This window comes from Pseudoalteromonas sp. meg-B1 (assembly GCF_003173795.1).
GTDB classification, from domain to species: Bacteria; Pseudomonadota; Gammaproteobacteria; order Enterobacterales; family Alteromonadaceae; genus Pseudoalteromonas; species Pseudoalteromonas undina.
In genome coordinates this window covers 1,213,384-1,239,921 of record NZ_QGQU01000001.1, presented here as the reverse complement: position 1 = coordinate 1,239,921, position 26,538 = coordinate 1,213,384, and the positions used below count along the sequence as shown (strand labels likewise).

Below are 26,538 nucleotides of genomic sequence, written 5' to 3'. Positions count from 1 at the left end.
GACAATAAGCTTAGAGTATAGCTGCTTTTGACCATTTTTAAAACGTCTTTTTAGAACATTTATCGAACGATCAAAAGCTTACATAACTGATCCTTATAAGTCGTTAATGATCGACTTGACCAATTGCGGTCCTTTGTATATGAAACCGGTATAAACTTGAACTAAATCTGCACCCGCATTAAATTTTTCTTTTGCTGATTTAGCATCATCAATACCACCCACACCAATAATAGGTAACTGATTGTTTGTTAAACGCTTGAGTTCAGAAACAACATGGGTGGAACGCTCCCTAACTGGCGCTCCTGATAAACCGCCTGCCTCATCAGCATACTGCTGACCTTGCACTAAGCTACGCTCTAAGGTGGTATTTGTGGCTATAGCACCATCAATTTTATTATTTAACAGTGACTCGCTCACTTGTTCAATTTGAATTGGATCTAGGTCTGGCGCAATTTTCACCAACATAGGCACATGCTTATTATGCTTGGCAATTAAATCAAGCTGTTCGTTTTTCAAGCTTTGTAATAAGTCATCTAATGCTGCGCCATATTGCAGGTCTCGTAAGCCAGGGGTATTGGGTGATGAAATATTTACAGTGATGTATGATGCATGCTCAAACACTTTACGCATACAGTGAATGTAATCATCTTTACCCTGCTCATTTGGTGTATCTTTATTTTTACCAATATTGATACCTAAAATACCATCGTATTTAGCTGCTTTAACATTGTTAACTAAATTATCAACACCTTTGTTATTAAAGCCCATACGATTAATAATTGCATTTGACTGCGGCAACCTGAATATCCGCGGCTTATCGTTCCCCGCTTGAGGACGCGGTGTTACTGTACCCACTTCTACAAAGCCAAAACCCATTTGAGCGAATGCCTCAATACACTCCGCATTTTTATCAAGACCTGCAGCAAGCCCTACTGGGTTTTTAAATTCGAGGCCTAAAAAGTTCACTGGTTTATTTGCCACGCTTTGTGACCATGCAGCACTTAATGGCGTGTTAGCAAAGCGACGTAAGTTATTAAGAGCAAAATCATGGGCCCACTCCGCATCACGGGTAAACATAAAACGGCGAGCTAAATCGTAGAACATGAATATAATCCTCTTAAAATTGTAGACAAAAAAATACCTCAGACAAGGCTGAGGTATTATATAACAAAAACTGTTTAACGATTAGTTTTAATCATTAGCAGTTTGTTACTTTGCTGATGTATCACAATTGTGACCGAGCAACATCAGTTCTCTTAATGCCACTGAGAACTTAGCAAAATCGTGACTTTGCGATGTTTTAAACTCTGTCAACATTTGCTTCCAACGTTGAAGTAACAGATCTTGACTATCCATCCATTGTTCAATTTGACCATCTACATCACTGCTTTCACCTTCAAAGCTGTTTAATACCACTTCTGACAAGGTGCGTTGCTGCCAATCTAACTCTTCACGATATGATGCACGCGCTAATGCCTGCCAATGGTTAGAAACCGGTTGATTAGTGATTTGATCTAAGAACCAATGTAGTCCCATTTGCGCACCTAATTTAAAGTAAGTGTGCGACACCATATCGATTTTACGATTAGAGTTTTGAGCAATTTGCGTTAAATCCATTACCGAGAACAAGCTTGATAACGACACAATGCGCTGTGCGATATCTGTAGGTACACCGCTTTGTGTTAGTTCTTCACGGGCACTTACAATACGATCGCTTTCTGTTTTAACGATGTATTTAGTTAAGTTTTCACTTAAATCGGCAAATGTTGGTGAGAAAATTTCAATCGCTTGCTCAATTGATTGTGCTTTCGTGCGATGACGAAGGAACCAACGTGTAGCGCGACGAACTGTACGACGTAACTGGTATAACATTTCTGTTTGTACGTTCGATGGTATTTTATTATCTAAATCACTAATAGATAACCATGTTTCACGCATTTGGAAAATTTCACTTGCGATTGAATAACACAATGCAATTTCAGCTTCGTTTGCACCGGTTTCTTCATTCATTCGCACCATAAAGTTTAAGCCCATATCATTAACAATATTATTTGCTAACTTAGTGGCAATAATCTCTTTGCGTAGTGGATGATTATCCATAGCATCATTAAACTTCTCACGTAATGGGCGCGGGAATGATTTAACTAATAACTGACGGTAATATGGATTCTCAGTAATTTCATCCGTTACCAAAGACTCTTTTAGCACCATTTTCGCGTAAGAAACTAATACAGATAGCTCAGGGCGTGTTAAATCCTTACCTGCAGCGGCGCGCTCTGCTAACTCTTCATCGGTAGGAATAAACTCAATTGCACGGTCTAACTTGCCGTCTTTTTCAAGTGCATGAATAAAGCGAATTTTTTCTTTAAGCGTTGAGGTTCCTTTAGATTGAGTGATCGACAAAGTGTGCGTTTGACGATAACAATCTTTAAGTACTAATTCAGACACTTCATCGGTCATTGAGTAAAGTAACTCATCACGTTGCTTACGCGTTAAGTCGCCTTCAGCAACTAAACCATTAAGTAAAATTTTAATATTTACTTCGTTATCTGAACACGCAACACCACCTACGTTATCGATGAAGTCAGTATTTACACGACCGCCTTGAGCTGCAAATTCAATACGACCTAATTGAGTTGCACCTAAGTTACCGCCCTCGCCAAATACTTTAGCCCCAAGGTCTTTACCATTAATGCGCAGCGCATCGTTAGCACGATCTCCAACATCTGCATCCGTTTCTTTAGAATGCTTAATGTAAGTCCCTATACCACCATTCCACAATAAATCATGGTCCATCATTAATGATGCTTTGATCAACTCATTTGGCGTCATGCTGGCTTTTTTAGTGCCTAACATCTTTTTCATTTCAGGCGTAAGCGTAATCGACTTAGCAGCACGCGAGAAAATACCACCACCGCTTGAAATTAGCTCTTTATTGTAATCTTCCCATGATGAACGTGGTAAATTAAATAAACGTTCGCGCTCTGGATAAGAAGCTGCTGCATCTGGGTTTGGATCAACAAAGATATGTAAGTGATTAAACGCCACTTGCAAGCGAATGTGCTTTGATAACAGCATACCGTTACCAAATACGTCACCGGCCATGTCCCCGATAGCTACTGCTGTAAAGTCTGTGGTTTGACAGTTAATATCCATTTCACGGAAATGACGTTTTACAGACTCCCATGCACCACGAGCCGTAATACCCATCTTCTTATGGTCATAACCTACTGAACCACCTGATGCAAACGCATCACCTAGCCAGAAGTTATATTCGTTTGCGATGCCATTGGCAATATCAGAGAATGTTGCTGTGCCTTTATCCGCTGCTACTACTAGGTACGCATCGTCTTCATCATGGCGTGTAACATCAACAGCAGGTACAATTTCACCACGGTCAATATTGTCTGTGATATCTAATAAACCACGAATGAAGATTTTATAACATTCTTGGCCTTCTTTAATAAACGCTTCACGTTCACTAGGTAGTTGTTTACATACAAATCCACCTTTTGAACCTACCGGTACAATCACGGTATTTTTAACTTGTTGCGCTTTTACTAAGCCAAGTACTTCTGTACGGAAATCTTCACGACGATCTGACCAACGCAATCCACCACGGGCAACTTTACCAAAACGTAAATGCACACCTTCAACACGTGGAGAATAAACAAATATCTCAAACGCTGGCACAGGTAGTGGGACTTCTGGAATTAAACTTGGCTGAATTTTAAGTGAGATGTACGACTTAAATTTGCCTTCAGCATCTTTTTGGAAGTAGTTCGTACGTAATGTAGCAACAATCATATCAACGTATAAACGGATAATACGATCATCATCAAGGTTCGCTACGTTTTCTAACTCTGCATAAATTTCTAAACCTAGTTTTTCAAGTGTTTTAGCACTTGCAGGGCTTTTTACAGAGAACTTTTTAGAGAATAAGTTAACAATCTTAGCGGCAATATGCGGGTAATTTGCAAAGGTACTTTCAATATACGTTTGCGAGAAAGTAACCCCTATTTGGCGCATGTATTTTGCGTATGCACGTAAAATTGATGATTCACGACCCGTTAAACCACCCATTAACACTAGACGGTTAAAGCCATCGTTTTCTAAACGGTTTGCCCATACACTGGTTAATGCAGCACGAAAACGTGCAGAGATCTTATCAAAATCAGCCATCCCTTTGCTATCAATTAGCATAGAGAAGTCCATGACCCAATTTACGCCACCATCACTAGTTTTAACCGAGTATGGCGTTTCACCTACAACACGTAGACCAAAGTTTTCAAGCATTGGCATAACATCAGATAAATGAATTGGTTCATCTTTATGGAATAAGCTTAAACGCACAATATTGCTACTTGCTTCTTCTTGTGGACGATAGAACAACATTTCTAACTTGTTATCATCGCTTAGCATTTCTAGCTTTTCAATATCGACCACTGCAGCGCTAGGTAATACTTCTTCTTTGTATGAGCGTGCAAAGGCATTGCAATATTTACGGTTTAATTCATTACCACGGGCCTCACCAGCAGATTCAAGTAAGGCTGATTGTAATTTATCTTCCCATGTACGAGCGGCTTCTATTAGGTTGTTTTCTATGTCTTTCACGTTATATTCAATATTGTTGTCGGTCACACGAACAGTGTAATGGGTACGCGCCAGTGTAGACTCAGAGAAATAGGTAGTAAATTCGACTTTAACGTCAGAATTAAATGCGTTAGCTAAAATAGCTTGCGTTTCGCGGCGAAGCGCTGTGTTATAACGCTCACGAGGTACATAAACCATGCATGATAAAAAACGGCCATATGCATCTTTACGAACGAATAAACGACACATGTCGCGTTCTTGTATTTGCAATACGCCCATGGCAACTTCTAGTAACTCATTCTCACGAGCTTGTACCAGTTCGTCACGTGGGTAGGTTTCTAATATATTTAATACGGCTTTGTATGCATGTGTCCCTTTAGCGAAGTCACACATGTCCATAATACGATTAATTTTACTTTTAAGAACCGGTACATCAGCAGCGCTATTGTTGTAAAAGTTTGATGAAAACAAACCGATGAAACGATCTTCACCAATAACATTGCCTTTGTCATCAAAACGTTTTACACCCACATAATCTATGTAAGCTGGGCGATGAACGCGAGACAATGAATTAGTTTTAGTTAAAATTAATAGGTTACTACTGCGTGCTTCTTGGCGAGCCACTTCAGGTAACTCAGAAAGCAAACGTGTATGCTCAGCATCAGAGTTTTTCATTAACCCTAAGCTGGTATCCATTTTACCTTTTAATTGATAGTCGCCCTGAACTGGTGAAAGTTCATATTGGCGATAACCCATTAATGTAAAGTTGTCTTTTACTAGCCAATCTAAAAACTCAACGGTTTCATTTATTTCATTGTCATTTTTATCTTTATGGCTTTTTGGCAAGCTTTTGCTTACCGCGATTAATTTTTCGCGAATAGGCTGCCAATCTTCAACCGCAACCGATACATCAACAAGTACTGATTCAAGCTCTTTTTTGAAAGACTCAATAACAGTTGCATCTGTTTGACGGTCAATTTCTATAAAGAATACAGTTTTTGTTGATGTTGATTCTTGCTCTGCTTTTAAGCTTGATAACCCAGATATTTTTTCGTTTTTATCACGTTGAATTTTCAGTGGACTATGAAGAAGTAAGTGAGAGGCAATGTTTTCTCGTGTCATGGCCATACGTACAGAGTCCACTAAAAACGGCATGTCTTTAGCAATGATCTCTACAATGGTATGTGATGACTGCCAGCCATCTTTTGCCACTTCAGGGTTGAAAACGCGAATAACTACGTCATCTGATGTATTTTTTTCTAGCGAATTCCAAAGGCTGAGTGCAGCACCATATAAGTCACTGTCGTTGCGATTTGCCAAATCCTCTTTAGACATATTGCTGTACAAGGCTTTGGCGAATTTCTCAACGAGTAACACATTATCAGCGCGAACTTTTTTCTGGATAAGCTTACAGACGTTATCTAAAATAACCGAGGCTTGGCCTTCATTTCGTGTCATTGTATGTTCCTTAATCTATCACTGCTAGTTTAGCAGAATATTTGTACAGCCATTTATTAGCGTGGAGTCAGTTAAATTCTAACCCTTTTAAAACTAATAAACAGCCTTTTCGATGAAAACATTTTAAGCATTTCAGCTATTTGGTCATCTATTCACAAAATATAGATATAAATGGCCATTACTGGCCATTTTGGAGCAAATTTATTCACCTTATTTTTTCTGGTCAGTCCAGAGCAAGCTACCAATTGCAGGTAAAAGTAATACAGCACCCAACATATTTACTAAAAACATGAAGGTAAGCAGAATTCCCATATCAACTTGGAACTTCAAATCAGAAAAAATCCACGTACTAACACCAATTGCTAATGTAATACCAGTAAATAACACCGCACTACCACGTTCAACTAATGCATTACGATAAGCAATACTCAATGGCACGTTTTGTTTTAACTGCCCCATCATCGATGACAAAATATAAATACCGTAATCAACACCAATACCTACGCCCAAAGCAATTACTGGTAAGGTTGAAACAGTTAGACCAATCTCAAGCTGAACCATAAGTGCTTGCGCAAGAGTGGAGACTATGTACAAGGGTAATACCACTGCAATAGTCGCTTTTACGCTCTTAAAGCTAAGTAAGCATAAAATAATGACCGCACCATAAACATAGAGCATCATAGGGATTTGTGCAGCTGAAACAGATTCATTCGTTGCAGCCATCACACCTACAGGGCCTGATGCCAATTTGAAAGCAAGCTTGTCTGTGCCCTCTTCAACAGCAAATTGTTTTACCTTTGCAATCACGTTATCAATAGTTTGTGCTTTATGATCATCTAAAAATATAATCACGGGCATTACTGAACAATCACCGTTTAATAACCCTGTGCTGGTTTCAACGCGAGAGGTTGACTGCACTAAACTGGCAGAATTGCGCGGCAAACTTTGCCACTTTAAATTACCCTCGTTATAACCGGCATTAACCGACTGTGCCACTGAGCTTAGGCTGACCGCTGATTGTACACCCGCTAAATTTTCAACCTTATACTGAAAGCGCGATATACGCTCCATGACGTCATGCTCGGTACACGCAGCAGGATATGCTTCCACAATGACTTTTAAAATATCCGAAGAAATAGTGTATTTGTCCGATATTAAGAAAGTATCTTGGTTGTAACGTGCATCTTGGTGCAGCGATGGTGCACCTGCATGTAAATCACCAATACGCATTTTATCTGCTTGCCAATAGCCCAGTGCAAATAAAACCAGCGTGAAACCAATAATGATTTTTGCTGTTTTTGGGTCGGTTGCTTTAACCAACAAATCGCGCATTGCATCGAGTATGTTCGGTTTATTAGCATCACCTGATTGAATATGGATGCTGTTTTCAAAGCGCATATACGACGCCCACACTGGCAACAAAATCAGATTAGTAAATATAATCACTGCCACACCTAAACTCGCAGTAATAGCAAGTTCACGAATAATACCGATATCAATGGTTAATAGGGTTAAAAAGCCAACCGTATCAGATAACAACGCAATCCCGCCAGGCACAAGTAAAGCCCTAAAGCTTGATTGGCAACATATTGCTGTAGACTTACCTTCAGCAACCTTTTTACCAATGGCATTAATCATCTGCACACCGTGGCTTACGCCAATAGCGAAGACTAAAAATGGCACTAAGATAGACATAGGATCAAGACCGAAGCCTAAGCTAGAAAGCAATCCTAACTGCCAAATTACCGCAATAATTGAACACACAATCGGTAAGATAGTAAGTTTTAAGCTGCCACAAAATAGCCATACCATGACAAAAGTAAACGCAATTGCAATGGCAAAAAATAATACAACCCCTTTTGCGCCCTCGGCTATATCGCCGGCCATTTTTGCAAAACCAATAATATGAATACTGATCTTTTCTGTACTTAGAGGCTCACGAATTTCGCTTTCTAATTTTTTTGCAAAAGCGAGAGTGTCTAATTTTTCTTGTGTTTGCGGATCAGTCTCCAACAGTTGGGCGGTGACCATAGCACACGAATAATCGCTTGCTATCATACGACCCACTACTTTGGCCTTTTCAATGTTCTCTTTAACAATTCCTAAGCCTTGCTTATCGGCTTTAAAGTTGGCTGGTATAATAGGCCCGCCAGCAAAGCCGTCTTCAACGACTTCAACAAAGCGCGCACTAGGTGAAAATATTGAATTTACTAAAGGACGATTTACTCCTGGAATAAAGTAAAGTTGGTCATGCACAGCTTTTAATTGAGTAAAAAATTCAGGGTTAAAAATATCACCACTGTCATCACATACTGAAATTAAAATACTATTAGCGCCGCCAAACTGTTTTTCATGTTTGGTGTACACCTTCATATAATCATGGTTAAGCGGAATATTTTTATTAAATGACGCATCAAGCTGAATCTGCGTTGCTTTAAAAACCAATAAACAGGTGATCAACACAAAACTTATGAGCACCACTAAGCGGTGTCTAAAAATCGCTTTTTCTAAAAAATCTAAAATTGCTTGCATTAAGGGGTCAACTCCTTCACTTTAATGCCGTTTTCTGTTGCCATGATCAGTTTATCTTTAACAATCACGCCATCAAGAATCGCTTTACCATCAGCCAACTGCTCGTACGTCAACACATCATCTTTAAGGTGAAAAATAACACCGCTATTAGCCAATAATAGCCATTGTTTATTATTATAATTAATGATGCTATTTACAGTAGCTGTTTTATCATTGTCTAAGTGCTGCCAGTGCTGACTGTCGGTTTTATTTAGGAAAATATTACCACGTAACCCCGCAACAATTTGTTGCGATGAATCTGAAGCAAATCCAAAAAATGAACCAGGGTAAATTTCATCTAAACGTTGCCATGTTTGGCCATCGTCATCACTTTTTGCCATTAAGCCCATCTCACCGACCAGCATTAAACCCGAACTAGTCGGTTCAATGCGATTAAAGTGAGGTAATATAGACGAGGTTTCTATTTCGTAACCCTCAGGATCGGTTTGTTTTAAATCATTTAAATAATCTCTATCTTCACTAAATAACAGCGAATCTAAAAAGCGTTTTTGCCAATGTTTTCCGCCATCACTTGTTTGATAAAACATACCGTAAGCGCCAACCGCATAGCCATTTAAGTCATCTTTAAAATAAATATCTAAACAGGGTTTATCTAAACTTGGTTTTGCTTGTTGTAACTGCCAGTTTTCACCACCATCGGTGGTATTAATAATTGTGGCGTCATGTCCACATGCCCAGCCATTAGAATCATTAGTAAATTCAACCGCTGTTAGTAATACTTGTGTAGGTACCAATTTCGCTTGTTGCCAATCGCTACCATCAATACTTTTAATGACCGTCCCATGTTTACCTACAGCAATAAGCCCTGCTGAAGTTTGGGTAATATCGGTAAGGAGTGTTTTATCTGCATTAATTGCGCTAATCGCACTTTGAGGTGCGTCTTGTGCAAAACTCGCACCGCTTAGGATCAGGCTGGCATAGACCAAATACTTCATAAATTAAATTCGCCTTGAACTGAGGATTTGTTTGTCTGTTATAAAGAGGAAAACCTGTGCGTTAATAGACAAACGCGATGTGAAAGAAAAAAGGCACCTAGGAAACTAGGTGCCTGCTTTTATACTATCTGCCAGCGCGACGTAGAGCGCTCGATGTAAACTCATTGTCATTAAATGACTGAGAAAAGTCATACATCTTTTCTTGGTTATCTAGACCAATGGCTAAGTAGCGACGTGAATTAAGATCGTGGTATACCTCAAGCGTACTCCACTGTGTCGGTACTTCATAGTAGTTAAGACCATAAGCCATTGCTACACGATAAAGTTGGTCACGATTATCGTAAATATCGGTAACATGTACTTGCCAACTGTCTTCGTCAATGTAGAAAACACGTTTTTTGTAAATATGACGGGTGTCATCTTTTAAGTTTGCTTCAACAACCCATACACGGTGTTTTTCGTAACGTGTATGCTCAGGGTTGATATGACCAGGCTTTAAAATATCATCATAAGTTAGCTTGTCGCTGTGAAGCTTGTAGCTATTGTATGGGATGTAAAGCTCTTGCTTACCTTTTAGCGTCCAGTTATAACGATTTGGCGAGCCGTTGAACATATCAAAATCATCAGTTGTACGTAAGCTATCTGCTGCTGTACCCGGTGCATCGTATGCTACATTAGGTGCACGACGCACACGGCGTTGACCTGAATTGTACGTCCACGCTTGGCGCGGCGTTAAAATTTGATCCATAGTTTCATGCACCAATAACGCGGTCCCTGCCAAACGGGCTGGCTCTGTCACTTGCTGTTTAAACTTAAACAAAATATTAGAATCTTGTAATTCAGCCGGAGTAGCACTTGGATCTGAATACTTAACTAATAACTGCTCATCAAAACCAACATAGTTATATGAACCCGATGCCGTCGGTGCTGCCTGACCACCAAAACGCTCAATAGACTGACCACGGTAACGAAGTAAATGGTTCCAAATTGCTTCTAAACCCGTTTTAGGGATTGGAAATGGAATACCAATAGCTGTACTTTTAATACCATTTCCGCCTTCAACTAATTCAGCAGACGTTGCAAACTTTTTGGTTGCATCGTACACAAATTGTGGAAAAGACGCAGAACGACGGGTTTCATACACTGGCATTTTAAACGTATCTGGGTACGCTTCAAATAACGCGATTTGTCCTGGGCTTAAGTTTTCTTTGTATTTATCAATATTACTTTTATCAATAGTGAATAATACTTTATCGGTTGCATAAGGGTCTAAGTGGTGCATACCCGGTTCATAACCTGCTGGAGCAGCAGTAATACCGCCATTCCATGCTGGGATTGAGCCATCAGCATTCGCTGCTTTTTCCGCACCAATTGGGCTTAAGTCTTTACCAAGGCGCGCAGCTTCTTCTGGGCTAATTTTAGCCAGCGCTGCGTGGCTTGCAAACAAACTACAAAACGCTGTAGCAATGAGGGTAGGTTTTTTAATCATAATAATGTTACCCCTAGATAGAATATTTTAAGTTAAAAGAAACGTAATCTCGGTCAGAGAAAGTGTTGGTGTCGCCACCACCCCAAAATGAGTTGTAACTTACATCCAAAGACCATGCATTTTGGTAATTAAAGCTCATGGTAGCACCTAGCGACTTACGATCTTCAATGAATAAGAACATTGGATCCGGCGTATTACCATTTACATCATGCGAAAATACAAAACGTGGTGAAAAGTTAATACCGTTGTAAAGGTTAAAGTAGTCACCTTTAGCAATTAGGCGATAGCCCCACGATGAAGCCGTAGCAAACGATTTTTGCTCAGGGCCATTTGATAACGCCATGTGTAATGCAGAGTAATCTGAACTACCAGGGCCTTGCATAATACCGCTTCGACCAGTACCAGACACATTCAAGCGCATTTCATCGTATTCAGGCATATTGTTGATACGAACACCACCAATTTCACCCACCACAGCCCAACTATCAGCACCTAATGACGGGCCAAATAAATGCGTTGCCGTAAACTGTAATTGTGATGTATTGCGCTCAATATAACCTTTGGCTAATTCACCAGGGCCGACAACACTTGCAGCATCACCTTTACTCATTTGCGAAATACCTGCAAACTCAGGACGTAAACCCGCAATAGCTAACTGTTCAGGCATTGCTGCATAAAGTAATTCTACGTCATCGATTTGTAGCGGTTCGTCTTCACGAAAAGTAAACTCACCAGCAAACGCTGTTTCACCAAGTGAAGTGTTAAAGCTTAAACCGTAAAGTTTAATATCTTCAGGGTACTCGTTAGTTGCTTTAGCAAATGCTTTTAAATCAGATACGTTATCAGAGGTAATTTCTGTGGTAGCAATCATCGCTAAATCTTGTTGAATTGATGCTTGCGTGAAGTTAGATACGCGACCTGAAATAAGTGGACGACGGCTATGGTAATTTACATGGTAAAGTGCCACTTCTGTATCGTTCCACTCGGGTAAGAACATGCCTAAACGTAAACCATATTGGCCCCCATCATCTGGCTCTGTTTTGCCATCGTAGCCTTTGCCTTTTAGCGCGACCTTGGTCGGGTACGCTAAGTACATATTTGCCAATAACTGTTGGCCAGCTGCGCTTGATGGGTCAATACCTTGGCTCGCAGCCACTTGGCCATAAGTTGCCATCAGGTTATTTAAGTTATCTGTTAAAAACGCTAAATCGATATCAGGGTTTGAGGTAAAGCCTAGCTGTACGTTTTGTTGGTAACCGTTTTCTGCAGCAAAATCATTGGTAGAAAAATAAGTCCCTGCTGCTGGTAGGCGGGTTTCATGCCATTGATACTGATAAAAACCTTCTAAGGTCACATTTTCAGTAAGCCCTAGCGATGCCCATAACATACCAACTGGAATAAACGCTTCTTTTAGTTCAGCACCTGGAGCTTTCAAACGGTCAATATCAACCGGGTTTACGTTAATACCATGAGAAATTAACGTACTTTCACCCCAGTTTACTACTTGTTGACCCAAGCGAATTGACAGTGGATTATAACCATCGTTTAAATCAAAGTTCGCCCATACGTAGGCATCAAGTAAACGAAGGTCTGCACAACTTTGCTCTTTAGTATCATCGTCGTCACAAGGATCTACGCCTTGCCCTGATGTTGGATTAACATAAGCACGATCGCCGTCCATTAATTCAAAATCATAAAAATACATAAAACGGGTAAATAAACCGTAGTTATCTTTACTTATTGAAAGGTCATGCGTGCCCTTTAATAGTTTGGAGAAAGATTCGCCGCTATTAAAGTTTAAATCACCGGCATCGCCATTATTCGAGTAAGAGCCCGGTTGAGCCCAAACATCTTGTGATGAATAAATCGGATTAACTGCTGGATTATAGCCAGTCCAATCGAAAGATGGGTTATTACTTTTACCTATGATGTTAAAGTCGCGGTCTTCAACACGAATACTTTGGCCATAAGAAAAAGTAGAATCGAAGGCGATATCAAAACCACCTACCTCAAATGTTGCAGCCTGTGTCTGTGCTGCAGATAAACCGATAGCCGCAGCTGTTAAGCCGAGTACTATTTTATTTTTAACAAAAAGCGATCTTCTTATCATTTTGGTTCCCCCCTGTCGCGGGTATTTTTTGTGTGATCAAGTTATTGTTTTTAGTGTAATCGTAACGATAGAAGCGAATTAAACAAATTACAAATGGTCGCCTTCAATCAGTTATAAGTTTTTTATTTGTTTGACGTTTACGTATTGGTAAGACGTCATACCAGATAATTTATACACGTAAATTAACAATAGGACAAATCGAAATTAACAAAAAGGCAATATTTGTGTATATCTATATCATAAAAAACAATAGCTAGGCTACTCGTTCGAGACGGATGAACTTGTTTTCATTACTTAAAATAAGTCTAAATCGACCTCGGATCCCTAAACTCGAAATAAAAGGTCGAAGATAGTGAGCGGAAAAACGAATTGTTTTACCGCTATCAGCTGTCACTTGGATAGAGCTATACCGTCCATGGTAATAATCCATGCACTTTGTATAGCTCAAATTCATACTAAAATAATGTTCTATCATGATTTATTGTAAGGCTTTTTCAACCTTTTCAAATAAGTCGTCGCTTAAACCTTCTAAATTAGCTAATCGCTCTAATTGTGCTCGCATTGCAGTTGCACGCGTTTCGTCATAACGACGCCACGACATAAACGGCGTTAACATACGAGATGCATTTTGCGGATTAATCGCATTAAGCTTAATCAATAAATCGCCAAGTAATGTATAGCCCGTGCCATCTAAACGATGAAACTGTGCGGTATTAAAATGAGAAAAACTGCCCACTAATGCACGTACTCGGTTTGGATTCGAAAAATCAAAGCAAGGATGCGAGTACAAGGCTTTTATTTTCTCGATAGCATCTTCAGCAGAGTTCATCGCTTGCAAAGCAAACCACTTATCCATTACTAATACATCATGGCGCCATTGAGCGTCAAAATGATCGAGCAATTGATCTGACAATGGGTGAGCTGCTTTAACCACACTGCTTAATGCACCGAGTACATTGGTCATATTTGTTGAAGATGCAGCCTGCTCAATTAAACTTGCCGCATCAACACTGTCGGTTTTTGCCAAGTAATGAAGACAAAGCTGTTTCAACGCACGTATTGCCACCGCTTGGGCACTCACACTACCATCATCAATGATTGCCTGGTAACAACTTAAAAACTCACTGTGCAATTGTGTGGCTATTTGCTGTTCAAATAACTCAATGTTTGCCGTTATCTGATCTACCGGTATTATTTCAAATTCAGCAGCTAAGGTATCAAAACTTGGTAACTTCAACAGTTCAGCAATCAATGCTAAATCACCCTCACGTTGAGATAGCAATGTGCGAAGTGCATCAATCACCTCCTCACTCAATGGAGTTTTACTTGCTGAAGTAACATTGGCTTTAAGTGCGTTAATAAATAACTGCTGTTGTGCATCCCAGCGTGAAAAATCGCTACGCGCAAAACGCATAATATGCAGTAAATCCGCTTCACTAATAGATTGATTTAAAATACATGGGGCTGAAAAATCTTCGAGCAATACCGCGGTTGGATTACTGTGAATATTATCAAAGTAAAATGTTTGCGAGCTATTAGTTACATCCAACACATTATCAAGCTGTTTTCCTTGGTATTGCAATGTAATACTTTGCCCCTGAGAGTCTAAAAGCTCAATAGCAAAAGGGATATGTAACATTGCATTATCAGGCTGGTTCGCTGGCGTAAGCTGCTCTACGGTAAGCGAGAATATTTGCGAAGCTTCATCATACTTTTTAGTTACGTTTAGGCGAGGCGTACCACAATGGTTATACCAACGCTTAAATTGTGATAAATCAATGGATGATGCATCACTCATTGCTGCAACAAAATCATCACACGTCACTGCTTGCCCATCATGGCGTTCAAAGTACAAAGCCATGCCTTTTTGAAAGTTTTGCTCACCTAAAAGGGTATGCATCATGCGAATTACTTCTGCCCCTTTGTCATATACAGTCACAGTGTAAAAGTTATTCATTTCAATCACTTTTTCTGGACGTATCGGATGAGCCATAGGGCCTGCATCTTCACTAAACTGATGAGTACGCATCACTTTTACAGCATCAATTCTATTAAGCGCACGAGAGCCTAAATCACTACTAAATTCTTGATCTCGAAATACCGTCAAGCCTTCTTTTAAAGACAATTGAAACCAGTCACGGCAAGTTACACGATTTCCGGTCCAGTTATGAAAGTACTCGTGGCCAACAATAGACTCAATGGTGTGGTAATCTTTATCGGTTGCCGTTTCTTGATTCGCCAACACGCATTTACTGTTAAAAATGTTTAAGCCTTTATTTTCCATTGCTCCCATATTGAAAAAATCAACGGCAACAATCATGTAAATATCAAGGTCGTACTCTAAATTAAAGCGAGTTTCATCCCAAGCCATCGCTTTTTTAAGCGACGTCATGGCATGCTCTGTTTTTGGTAAATTTCCTTTATCAACAAATAACGCTAAGGTGACGTCTTTACCACTGCGAGTTGTGTACTTGTCGTGTAAAACATCGAAGTCCCCTGCCACTAAAGCAAACAAGTAGCTTGGCTTTTTGAATGGGTCTTGCCATTTTACAAAATGACGTCCATCTTGCGTTTCACCGCTATCAACTTGATTACCATTTGAGAGTAAATGCGGGAATGTTGTATCTGCAATTATAGTGACATCAAAAGTAGAAAGGACATCAGGACGGTCCATATAGTAGGTTATTTTTCTAAACCCTTGCGCTTCACATTGGGTACAGTAAGCCCCGCCCGATAAGTACAACCCCTCAAGTGAAGTATTGGTTTGCGGTGATGTTTGCGTCACTATACTTAGCTGACACTCATCAGGTAGATTATTAATGATTAATTGCTGATTTATAATTTTATAATCTGTGAGCTCCTCACCCTCTACCGACAATGAGATCAAAGTTAAGTCAATGCCATCTAATACCAGTGGTGCATTTGAACCGGCAACGCGCTTAAGTGTTAATAAAGCATTTACCTGAGTTTGTAATGGCTGTAAATCAAACGTCAGCTCAGTGTGTTCGATTGAAAAATGGGGGGCTTGGTAGTCTTTTAGATATTCTGCTTGAGGTCTTTGTAGTTCAGTCATGTTCACTCCAAAAAAATAGCCCCTTTTAGTGATAAAAGGAGCTACTTAAATTAAGCCGTTTGTTTAGGTTTAATACGTAGTATCTTAATTCCTAAGTAAGCGTAAATCACGGCTAAGAAAGGATTTATAAGGTTAAAGAAAGCATAAAGCGCATAGTCAAACGGATTGATTAATAAAACACTTTGCATATACGCACCACACGTATTCCACGGTATCAGTGGGCTAGTAATTGTACCGCCATCTTCTAGAGTACGTGATAAGTTAACAGGCTTTAAGCCACGCTTTTTGTATTCTTCTTTAAACATCCGCCCAGGTACCACAATGGCAATATACTGATCGGCAGCAATAACATTGGTACCAATACACGTTGCAATAGTGGAGGCGATAAGAGAGCCAGTGCTTTTTGCTATTTTTAGAATACTTTTAACAAATATATCAAGTAGACCCGTTTTTTCCATAATCGCACCAAACATCAGTGCTGTCATGATCAACCATGTGGTTGTTAGCATGCCAGACATACCGCCGCCGCTCAGTAACGAGTCCATTTTCGCATCGCCCGTGTTAATCGTGAAGCCATCAAAAAAGGTGGTCCAAACCAGTTTAAAGTAACCGACAAACTCACCCTGAGTCATGTCAATTTGGCTAGCAATTAAGTCCGATTGAAATAGCATAGCCCACACCGCGCCAATGACAGCACCAATAGAAATGGCAGGAAACGCTGGCATTTTTCGAATAGCAAGTACGAGTAATACAATTAACGGCACCAACATTTCTAAGCCAATGTTAAAGTTTTGCTGAAGAATTGCAGTTATTTGCTCTATTTGACCAGCCTCTCCCGCTGCTGTCGCGTTAAAGCCCATGAAAACAAAGATGATTAATGCAATTACAAAGCTAGGTACTGTAGTCCAAAGCATATGATGAATATGTTCAAACAAATCTGCACCAGCAACGGCTGGAGCTAAATTGGTTGTTTCAGATAATGGACTAAGCTTATCGCCAAAATATGCGCCTGATATTACAGCACCCGCGGTAACTGTCGGCTCTAAACCCAGTCCTGAAGCGACACCGAGTAACGCAACACCTATAGTCGCTGCTGTAGTCCATGAACTACCAATACTCATTGCTACAATGCCACAAATTAAACAACTCGCGGCATAAAACCAACTAGGATTGATGATTTGTAGACCGTAATAAATTAATGTCGGAACGGTTCCTGATAATAGCCAAGTTCCGATTAATGCCCCTACCATGAGTAAGATTAAAATCGCACTAAGCGATAAGGTGATCCCCTCAATCATTGCATCTTCTAATTTCTTCCATGTGTAGCCATTTTTTAAACCAATTAACGCCGCAGCGAATGTTGCAAACAACAAGGCAATTTGATTGGGACCTGACGATGAGTCATCACCAAATAAGTACACAGCGGCACCTAATAAACAAATTAATACAGCAATTGGAATGAGTGCATCAAAAAACGAGGCACTTTTTAGTGGTTTTTCTTCAATTGGCTTCAAAATATAGACTCCTACACACATTCGATGCATGTTGATTATTTTTATTAGCACGTACGCGCATTTATTGAGCACTATTGATCTAGCTCAACTTTTGGTAATCCGCGATTATAACAATTTAGCAAATTATCGATAGTAAAAAAGGCGCCTAGGCGCCTTTTTTTTACAAAGTGAAGCTGAATTTAGCGCTTAGCTACGCGGCCATATTTGATATAATCTTGCGTAATAAGAGCTGCTTCTTCAAGAAATGGGTCAAGCTCTTCAATTACCTCAGGCACATCATCCAAGTTTTCAACAGGTTGTTTGCCTAAACGTTTTAAACGCTCGTTAGTGCGTGCTAGTGCTCGCGCTTCATTTTCTTCTTTTTCTTTAATGCGCTTTTTCTCGACTAAAGAAATTGTTTTACGATCTTTTTCTTCGTTGTAACGAGCGATATCCTCAAACACATAATTAAATTCAGGTTCAGTTTTAATTCGCTCATTGTGCTGTTTTTCAAGCACATTTATAACAGGATTTAAACGCCCTATTTGCTTATACTTCGCTTGTACTATGCTATCCCATGGTAGTGCATTATCTTGCTTACTTTCCCCCCACTCAGCAGGGTCAATAGCCGATGGGAACGTAATATCTGGGATCACCCCTTTATGCTGTGTACTACCACCATTAATGCGGTAAAACTTTGCAATTGTATATTGCACACTACCTAATGGATTATCGTATAAGTCATAAGCACGCGCTAAACCTTTATGCTGCTGCACGGTCCCTTTACCAAAGGTTTGCTCACCAATGATAACGGCACGGCCATAATCTTGCATAGCTGCGGCAAAAATTTCAGACGCGGATGCGCTGTATCTATCAACAAGCACTGTGAGTGGGCCATCATAATAAGTAATGCCGTCACGGTCTTTTTGTTCTTCAATACGGTTGTTTAAAGTATGAATTTGTACTACTGGACCTTGATCAAAAAACAAACCTGATAACTGCGTAGCTTCATATAATGAACCGCCGCCATTTTGACGTAAATCAATAATAATTCCGTCTACGTTTTGTTCTTTGAGTTTAGCCAACTCAACTTTTACATCTTTAGATAAGTTATTGTAAAAACCAGGGATTTCTATTACACCAATTTTGCTGGATAAATCAGAATAACTGGCTTCAAATACTTCTGATTTGGCAGCTCTGTCTTCTAGACGAATTTTATCACGGGTAATTTCAACCACTTTTGGCGTACCGTGAGCATCTGCACCCTTCAGGTATTGCAAACGCACTTTAGTACCCTTAGGACCTTTTATTAAATCAACCACATCATCTAAACGCCAGCCAATTACATCAACAAACTCTTCGCCATCTTGAGCCACACCAATAATGCGGTCATCGGCTTTAATTTGCTCAGATTTGTCTGCCGGGCCTCCTGGCACTAAACTACGAATTACCGTGTAGTCTTCATCAGGCGTTAATACTGCGCCAATCCCTTCAAGCTCAAGATCCATATCCATTTTGAACTGCTCTGCACGACGTGGAGATAAGTATGAAGTATGTGCTTCAATACTACGTGCAAGTGAATTCATTACAATTTGAAATGCATCTTCAGATTTTGATTGTACAAGACGCTTCTCTGCATTTTTATAACGCTTGGTTAAAACGTCTTTTATGCCAGGCCAATCTTTACCTGTCATTTTTAACCGTAATGCATCATATTTTACTCGCTCGCGCCAAATTTCATCTAATTCAGCTTGCGTGGTCGCCCATGGTGCATCTTCACGGTCATAAAAATATTCATCTTCAGTGTCGAACGTCATTTCATTTTCAAGTAATGAAAGCGAAAATTCGTAACGTTCAAAACGACGTTTAAGGCTTAAGTTGAAAATATCAAATGTAAAGCCTAACTTGCCGCTAATAAGCGCGTTATCGAAACTCTCACGATATTGCTCAAAAGAGTCAATATCGCTTTTCAAAAACACGCTTTTATTAAAATCAAGGGATTCGATGTAACGATCAAACACTTTACTTGAAAGCTCATCGTTAAATCGAACAGGTGTGTAATGCGAACGAGTAAATAGATTAGCCACTCGTTTACTGGCTGTACCGTGCTGACTTTCTTGCTTGAGCAAAGGTAAGTCTTCTAATGTTACCGGCTCTACTGCAGCCAATAATGAACCTGAAAACAGCGCAGCAACTAACGGAATGAGCGTAAACTTTTTACTCATACACAACTCCTTAATTTTTTTCGCAACTTAAATGATGTATAAGCTGTCGGCTTTGGTTTTTACTTGCATACCGGTCACTAATTCAACGTGAACATCGTCTTTGTTTACTTCAGTGATTACTGCATTAACAAGTGCTTGGCCAAGTTTAACTTTAACCTTGTTATTAACCTTGACCTCGCCTGCTGGTAAAGGTTCAACTTTTCCTGAACGCTTAGGCGCAGCGGCTTTTGCAGGCTTTGCTGCAGCCGATGAATTTTTAGCCGCGTTAGCTGGTTTCTTTTTGAAAGATTTTGCTTCTGAATCTTGACGAGGGCGTTGCTGCTTTTTACGCTTTGCCATTTTAGCACGGCTTTCTTCCAACGCTTTTTGTGCGTGGTCAATATGCTCTTGCTCAACTTTTTCGCCTTGATTTCCGTCAAGATCGATTCTAAATTCAGATTTAGTAACCGCTTCAAGGTAGCGCCAGTTAGATGTGTATTTTCTAAGTGCTTGACGAACTTGTGTCTTACTGACTTTTTCAGAGCCTTCAATACGCTCAGCGATATCTTTAAAAATACCTACTTTAAGCGGCTGAATGCCCTCTTTTTGTTTAAAACATTGTGGAAATTCTTGATATAAGAACTCCAATACTTCATTAATATCTTTTAGCTTGTTTGTGGTTTCCATTTTAGAACCTATTTAATCACATCTTTTCATCAAGGGCAGAATCAACATAGTGGATACACCAATCGGCTAACTCTTCAAAGTCAGCTTCAATCACAGCCATATCACCACGTAAATGTTCCCAAATACCATTTATAATTTCATCAATTGAATCACAGTCTAAATCATCAGGTAGACGATCCCATGCCATGTGAATCAAATCATTGAGCGTTTCCGCTACATGTTCTTCATCCCCTTCCCAATCACCAACATCTTGAACGGCAAAAAGGTAGTCTTGAACATTTAGCAAGTCTTTCATTACAGGCTAGCCTCTAAGCATTTTACAAGTGCTTCAAGCCCTGCTTGGTCATCAGTATCAAATCGACCAATACTTGGGCTATCTATGTCTAGTACCGCAAATACAGATCCATTTTTCATGATAGGTACAACTATCTCAGAATTTGATGCTGCATCACAGGCTATATGACCGTCAAAAGCATGCACATCTGAAATTAATTGGGTTTGCTCGGTCGCCGCAGCAGTGCCACATACCCCTTTTCCTACTGGAATACGAATACAAGCTGGATTGCCTTGAAATGGACCAAGTACCAATTCTGATGGTGAATCCATAAAATAAAAGCCCGCCCAATTCACATCTTCTAAAGAGGTAAATAACAGCGCGCTTATATTTGCCATATTGGCAATTATGTTTGATTCACCGCCTATCAACGATTCAGTTTGCTTAACTAATGACTGGTAAAAATCGTGCTTTTGCATACCAAACTACTTCTTATTAAACATACAGTAGCTAAAGGTACTCTTTGTCACTAAAAATTGAAACCTTTTGCGGGTAAAAAAAAGGAAATTACATGATTTTACGACACACTTGATTAAATATTCCGCAATTAACTTTGTGCCGATTTACGCAGGCCGAATAAAAACAGTCCAGCGGCAAACCCTGACATCACACTATTGATTAAAAAGATCTCGCCTGTAGTGGCGCTCAAAAGATAACTAAAAATAGCGCCACCCAGCAAGCCCAGTGTTAATACTCCAGAATAATTTACCTTAGAATACTTAAACATAAGTAAATAACCCGGCACTACAAACGCGGCCATAGTTAAACCCACTATGTGCGCGTTAGCAATAGCGGTCATTAATAGTCCTAAAAAAATAGAAACCGCGTCACCGCGCATAGTCAATGCGTAGTAAATCCCCAACATACTACCAATAATAACGGGAGATAATAATGAAAGTGCGACACTTTTTGCGAGTTGATGTTTCATTGTAAGATCCTTAACAAAAACATAAATCTTTAATTTCTAAGCATGCACTAAGAGCCAAAGCTTATAAATAGAGACTATGGTCGTATTTTTTAACTGAATATGCTTGGTTTTGAAAAAGATATAGCGAATATGAGGCACAAAAAAGCCCGCAAATAGCGGGCTTATCTGATAATGGTGGAGAGATAGGGATTTGAACCCTAGAGGGGCTATAAACCCCTGCCGGTTTTCAAGACCGGTGCATTCGACCACTCTGCCATCTCTCCGAAAGTGCATAAACTACAAGTAAGAGTGTACTCATAATTATTTTAATAAGGTGGTGGAGAGATAGGGATTTGAACCCTAGAGGGGCTATAAACCCCTGCCGGTTTTCAAGACCGGTGCATTCGACCACTCTGCCATCTCTCCGCACGGCCTGAATAATAGGGAAACCCTTGGGCTTTGTGAAGCTTTTTTTTCATTTTTTTGTTCAAGTGATTAAAAAACAACTAATTTGTTTAAACATAAAGCAATGAGAGCAAATCCTAACCGGCAAATGAACTTTTATTTAAATTTAGTTGTCTATTGATCTACAAAGGTTTGCCCAAACATATAAGAGTTGGTAATCTAATTTTAGTTAAATTACAGGAACTACTTAGTTTCACTTACAGGAGCTCTACAATGGCGTTTAATCAATCGTACAATACTGCAAAGCCGGTAATGTCGACCATTGAAACAAACAAAGTGCTTAAAAACACTTATTTCTTACTTGCAATGACACTTGCATTTAGTGCAGTCACTGCCGGTATTTCAATGGCACTGCAATTACCTTACTTTATGGGACTTGTATTCACACTAGTTTCATTTGGTCTACTTTTTGTTGTTAATAAAAAAGCAGATACAGCATCTGGTGTATTTTGGGTGTTTGCGTTTACAGGATTAATGGGAGCCGGCTTAGGCCCTCTACTAAATCACTACGCACAATTACCTAATGGCCCTATGCTAATTATGCAAGCGCTAGGTTCTACGGCGTTAATCTTCTTTGGTTTATCTGCTTATGCGCTTAACACTAAAAAAGACTTCTCATTCATGGGTGGCTTTTTAACTGTCGGCTTAATTGTGGTTATCGTGGCAACTATTGTAAATATTTTCTTAGGTAGCTCGTTAATGTTTATGGTTCTAAACGCAGCAGTTGTATTAATCATGTCTGGCCTAATTTTGTTCGATACGAGCAGAATCATTAACGGCGGCGAAACAAATTATATCCGTGCAACTGTATCTTTATACCTTAGCGTATATAACCTATTTACTTCATTACTTGCCTTACTTGGCGCAAATAATGACTAATTAAATAGTTCTGTTAATATAGCCCCTTTATTGGGGCTTTTTTATTGGAATAGTTTTGGCACGCTTTGTACTTTCTTTACATACTCCACCATCAGATCACGATACCACTCAACGTATTGTTAAGTTTGCTCATGCCTGCCTAGCGCAGGGACATAGCGTTGATGCGTTATTTTTATACCAAGATGCTATTTATCATGCTTCAACTCATTTTGAGTTAGCCTCAGATGAGTTAAGTACTCCCTCGCTTTGGCAGCAACTGGCTGAAAAAAATATAAATCTAATGTTATGCGTTACTGCGGCTGAAAAGCGAGGCTTAGATATAAAAAATACCGGCGCATTTGCTGTTGCAGGCTTAGCTGAATTTGCCATGCTGGCCAGTGAAGCAGATAAATGGATACAATTTAAATGATTAATGTACTCGTAATTAGTCAGTCAAGCCCATTTGATGACATGCATATCCGCGATGCACTTGATATGACCCTTATTTTTGCTGCCGTAGATCAAAATATTAGCTGGTTGTTTAGCGGCCCAGCTGTGTTAGCGCTTAAAAAAAACCAAAAGCCAAATAGTTTAGGTATCAAAGATTTTTTTAAAAACATTAAAATGTTGGAAATCTATGATGTTGAAAATATTTACGTTTGTGAAAAGTCACTGATTGATTATGGTTTAAGTAAAAGTGAACTACTCATTGAGGCAAACATAGTAAACTTTAATGCCCAAAAACAGTTAATTCACAATCAGCAGCATGTGGTGACCCTATGAATACTTTACATATTTTTTCAAAACCACTGAATTACTACAGTACACACAGCTTAGACAATCTAATTATGCTCACAGACAGTGTTTTACTCGTGGGTGACGCTTGCTTTGCAAAAGGGCAATATAGACAATTTGCTGACTCACTTTATATTTTAAAAGATGATGCAGAAGCTCGAGACATATCATTAAATATGAACGACAAAGCAATTAGCTATGATGAGTTCGTTACCCTCAGTTTAACTGCAAAACAATCAATTACTTGGTGAACCATGTTGGAATTTAATAATCAAACAATAGACACTGATAAACAAGGTTATTTGCTAGATCATACTGTTTGGTCAAAAGAGTTAGCCAATGTTATTGCAGAGCAAGAAAACATCACATTAACTGAGCAGCATTGGGAAGTTGTTAACTTTGTGCGAGAGTTTTATCTTGAATATAACACTAGTCCAGCCATTAGAATGTTAGTCAAAGCCATGGCTAAAGCACTCGGTGAGGATAAAGGGAACAGCATGTACTTATACAAACTTTTTCCTAAAGGGCCAGCCAAACAAGCAACTAAAATTGCGGGTTTACCTAAACCTGCACGGTGTATTTAATGAAGCATAAAACTGAACATTCGCCCTCCTCAAAGGGTAAGCGCAATACAGGCCGTACTTACTCTCGAAGTGGTATCAATAAAAGGACAGTAAAAAGACCAATAAAGCCGGCAATAGCGCAGAGCGATAAAAAAGTCATTTTATTTAATAAACCTTATGATGTTCTTTGCCAGTTCACTGACGATCAAAATAGGCAAACATTGGCTGATTTTATTCCTATAAAAGATGTTTACGCAGCAGGTCGTTTAGACAGGGACAGCGAAGGGTTGTTGTTATTAACAAACTGCGGGAAGTTACAAAATACGCTCACAGCGCCTGGTAAAAAAACCAACAAAACCTATTGGGTTCAGGTTGAAGGGATCCCAACACAAGCGTCTATCGATGCTTTAAATAAAGGTGTCGAACTCAAAGATGGCATCACCTTGCCCGCTGAAGTAACTTTAATGGATGAACCAGCGCTTTGGGCAAGGACTCCTCCAGTGCGAGAGCGTAAATCAATACCTACATCATGGCTAAGTATTACAATTAACGAAGGCAGAAACCGTCAAGTTAGACGTATGACAGCCCATGTTGGCCATCCTACTTTGCGTTTAATTCGCTACAGTATCGGTAAATACACGCTAGAGGGAATAAATAGCGGAGAATTCAAAGATATTGATAATTAACCATCAAGTTGCGTTAGGGTCTGTAGCTAAAGCAATACAATTTCTTCCTTGTTTCTTCGCGTAATAAAGTGCGTTATCTGCTTGTTTAAAAAATTGCGCATGATCGCTATCGTGTTCATGCTCTATGGTGTTTATTCCCATACTGACAGACAATATACCTGTAAAGCTGTCTTTGTGGGGAATGGCCATTTTTTCAATCGATTTTTGTATTTGTTCGGCAATAAATAATGCCCCTTGCTTACCTGTTTGAGGTAACAGCACGACAAACTCTTCTCCTCCGAATCGCGCTACAAAATCTTCTGGCCTGCAGACGGTTTCAGCTAATTTTTGCGCAACTTGAAATAAGCATTTGTCTCCTTCGAGATGACCATATCGGTCGTTATACTTTTTAAAATTATCGATATCAATAATGATCATCGAAAGCTCACGATGCTTGTTCGATAACTTGTTAAATTCAGACGTTAGTTTTTCATCAAAGCGCCGCCTGTTGGCTATTTTAGTGAGTGAGTCTAAAAACGCCATATCACTGAGTATTTCTTGAGTTTTTAAACGCTCAGTAGCATCGTTGAATATAGCAATAAATTCTCCTTCAACACTGATACCAGAAACTTGCATCACAATTTCACTGCCATCTTTACAAGAAATCCTGTAATCATTAGCTGGAATATCATCATTATTTTGATTGGCTTGCTCAAGTGACTCCTGCCATAACGTTTGTGCAAATGTTCTGTAATCTTTTTCAGGGTAGGCTAATTTCCACCAAACATTAAGATTAGGTACGTCTTGTAACGTGTAACCAAATACATCAATAAAACGTTGGTTCACTTTTAAAATATCACCAGTTACCATACAAACATCACATACCGGTAAGGGTAGAATCGTGAATAACCGCGCATAATGACTCAACTCATGCTTGCGCATAGGGTGTTGGGTAGTGCTTATAACATTATAGTCTTGTTCTTTGTTTTCACGTTCAAGCGATACATTCATTGAAGCGACAAAATGCCACTCTACCCACCATTTCTCTAACTGGCTTAAAATTGCCTTTTGTGATGATTTTAAAGAGCCTAAAGAGGATTCTATAAGCCTAAACAGCTCAACAATCGGATTAGGCTCTTGATAAAGATAGGGAGCTGGCACAGTTATAATGTCATAAAATAACTTATAAGCTGATTCTTTGAATTGCTGTAGTGAATAATCGTCTTCAAAAGTAAGATTTGACACCGTTTTTTCGGACGCATCCAGCACAAACGACTTAACCAAATGTGATTGCGAGGCGTAATTCATATATTCATT

The 26,538-nt window shown here is 39.4% G+C and carries 21 protein-coding genes and 2 tRNA genes; 6 read left to right on the top strand and 17 right to left on the bottom strand.

Translation table 11 applies throughout. From position 1 onward, the window contains the following. Positions 1-93: 93 nt before the first annotated feature. From pyrD to DK924_RS05845, 16 genes are all read right to left on the bottom strand, one after another. A complete protein-coding gene (gene pyrD, locus DK924_RS05920; RefSeq protein WP_109874590.1) occupies positions 94-1,104 on the bottom strand; it encodes a quinone-dependent dihydroorotate dehydrogenase in 1,011 nt (336 codons plus the stop codon). A 105-nt stretch (positions 1,105-1,209) separates the two neighbouring features. Further along, positions 1,210-6,051 (bottom strand): NAD-glutamate dehydrogenase, encoded by a 4,842-nt coding sequence (locus DK924_RS05915; protein WP_109874589.1) that lies wholly within the window; start codon positions 6,049-6,051, stop codon positions 1,210-1,212. A gap of 210 nt (positions 6,052-6,261) precedes the next feature. Then, a complete protein-coding gene (locus DK924_RS05910) occupies positions 6,262-8,583 on the bottom strand; it encodes an RND family transporter (RefSeq protein ID WP_010390150.1) in 2,322 nt (773 codons plus the stop codon). Then, a complete protein-coding gene (locus DK924_RS05905) occupies positions 8,583-9,578 on the bottom strand; it encodes a YCF48-related protein (protein ID WP_109874588.1) in 996 nt (331 codons plus the stop codon). The genes DK924_RS05910 and DK924_RS05905 overlap by 1 nt, the downstream gene beginning before the upstream one ends. A 124-nt stretch (positions 9,579-9,702) precedes the next feature. Next, positions 9,703-11,067: a DUF1329 domain-containing protein gene (locus DK924_RS05900; protein WP_010390152.1), complete on the bottom strand. Its 1,365-nt coding sequence runs from the start codon at positions 11,065-11,067 to the stop codon at positions 9,703-9,705. Positions 11,068-11,080: 13 nt separating this feature from the next. After that, complete coding sequence (locus tag DK924_RS05895) at positions 11,081-13,177, bottom strand: DUF1302 domain-containing protein (protein WP_010390153.1); 2,097 nt, start codon at positions 13,175-13,177, stop codon at positions 11,081-11,083. A gap of 253 nt (positions 13,178-13,430) precedes the next feature. Then, complete coding sequence (locus tag DK924_RS05890; protein WP_010390154.1) at positions 13,431-13,652, bottom strand: DUF2835 domain-containing protein; 222 nt, start codon at positions 13,650-13,652, stop codon at positions 13,431-13,433. Between the two features lie 3 nt (positions 13,653-13,655). Next, entirely contained in the window at positions 13,656-16,250 is a 2,595-nt protein-coding gene (gene pepN, locus DK924_RS05885) for an aminopeptidase N (RefSeq protein WP_109874587.1), read from the bottom strand. 50 nt (positions 16,251-16,300) lie between these two features. After that, a complete protein-coding gene (gene nhaC, locus DK924_RS05880) occupies positions 16,301-17,785 on the bottom strand; it encodes a Na+/H+ antiporter NhaC (RefSeq protein WP_054201012.1) in 1,485 nt (494 codons plus the stop codon). Between the two features lie 158 nt (positions 17,786-17,943). Continuing rightward, positions 17,944-19,968, bottom strand: a complete 2,025-nt coding sequence (gene prc / locus DK924_RS05875; protein WP_109874586.1) for a carboxy terminal-processing peptidase — start codon at positions 19,966-19,968, stop codon at positions 17,944-17,946. A gap of 27 nt (positions 19,969-19,995) precedes the next feature. Beyond that, positions 19,996-20,634: an RNA chaperone ProQ gene (gene proQ, locus DK924_RS05870; protein ID WP_010390161.1), complete on the bottom strand. Its 639-nt coding sequence runs from the start codon at positions 20,632-20,634 to the stop codon at positions 19,996-19,998. A gap of 16 nt (positions 20,635-20,650) precedes the next feature. After that, complete coding sequence (locus tag DK924_RS05865) at positions 20,651-20,929, bottom strand: hypothetical protein (RefSeq protein ID WP_010390163.1); 279 nt, start codon at positions 20,927-20,929, stop codon at positions 20,651-20,653. After that, the gene (locus DK924_RS05860) at positions 20,929-21,387 is read right to left on the bottom strand and encodes a GAF domain-containing protein (protein ID WP_054201014.1); all 459 of its coding nucleotides are present in this window, start codon (positions 21,385-21,387) and stop codon (positions 20,929-20,931) included. The genes DK924_RS05865 and DK924_RS05860 overlap by 1 nt, the downstream gene beginning before the upstream one ends. 128 nt (positions 21,388-21,515) lie before the next feature. Continuing rightward, entirely contained in the window at positions 21,516-21,896 is a 381-nt protein-coding gene (locus tag DK924_RS05855; protein ID WP_109874585.1) for a hypothetical protein, read from the bottom strand. Between the two features lie 172 nt (positions 21,897-22,068). After that, positions 22,069-22,159: transfer RNA gene (locus DK924_RS05850), tRNA-Ser, on the bottom strand. 51 nt (positions 22,160-22,210) lie between these two features. Continuing rightward, a tRNA-Ser gene (locus DK924_RS05845) sits at positions 22,211-22,301 on the bottom strand. Between the two features lie 252 nt (positions 22,302-22,553). On the opposite strand from DK924_RS05845, the gene DK924_RS05840 reads away from it, so the two are divergent. The 6 genes from DK924_RS05840 to DK924_RS05815 are packed head-to-tail and all read left to right on the top strand — an operon-like array spanning position 22,554 to position 25,242. Continuing rightward, positions 22,554-23,219 carry a Bax inhibitor-1/YccA family protein gene (locus DK924_RS05840; RefSeq protein WP_109874584.1) on the top strand — a complete coding sequence of 222 codons (666 nt, stop codon included), beginning with the start codon at positions 22,554-22,556 and terminating at the stop codon, positions 23,217-23,219. A gap of 55 nt (positions 23,220-23,274) precedes the next feature. Beyond that, positions 23,275-23,628: a sulfurtransferase complex subunit TusD gene (tusD, locus tag DK924_RS05835; protein ID WP_054201015.1), complete on the top strand. Its 354-nt coding sequence runs from the start codon at positions 23,275-23,277 to the stop codon at positions 23,626-23,628. Further along, positions 23,625-23,981 (top strand): sulfurtransferase complex subunit TusC, encoded by a 357-nt coding sequence (gene tusC, locus DK924_RS05830; protein ID WP_024603060.1) that lies wholly within the window; start codon positions 23,625-23,627, stop codon positions 23,979-23,981. The genes tusD and tusC overlap by 4 nt, the downstream gene beginning before the upstream one ends. After that, positions 23,978-24,244 carry a DsrH/TusB family sulfur metabolism protein gene (locus DK924_RS05825; RefSeq protein ID WP_109874583.1) on the top strand — a complete coding sequence of 89 codons (267 nt, stop codon included), beginning with the start codon at positions 23,978-23,980 and terminating at the stop codon, positions 24,242-24,244. Before tusC ends, DK924_RS05825 begins: the two co-directional genes overlap by 4 nt. Positions 24,245-24,247: 3 nt before the next feature. Next, positions 24,248-24,577, top strand: a complete 330-nt coding sequence (locus tag DK924_RS05820) for a TusE/DsrC/DsvC family sulfur relay protein (protein WP_010390172.1) — start codon at positions 24,248-24,250, stop codon at positions 24,575-24,577. Then, positions 24,577-25,242 (top strand): pseudouridine synthase, encoded by a 666-nt coding sequence (locus tag DK924_RS05815; RefSeq protein ID WP_109874582.1) that lies wholly within the window; start codon positions 24,577-24,579, stop codon positions 25,240-25,242. Before DK924_RS05820 ends, DK924_RS05815 begins: the two co-directional genes overlap by 1 nt. Positions 25,243-25,245: 3 nt before the next feature. Here DK924_RS05815 and DK924_RS05810 read toward each other — a convergent pair whose 3' ends face one another. After that, on the bottom strand, positions 25,246-26,529 hold the full coding sequence (locus DK924_RS05810; protein ID WP_109874581.1) for a diguanylate cyclase: 1,284 nt from the start codon (positions 26,527-26,529) through the stop codon (positions 25,246-25,248). Positions 26,530-26,538: the final 9 nt, after the last annotated feature.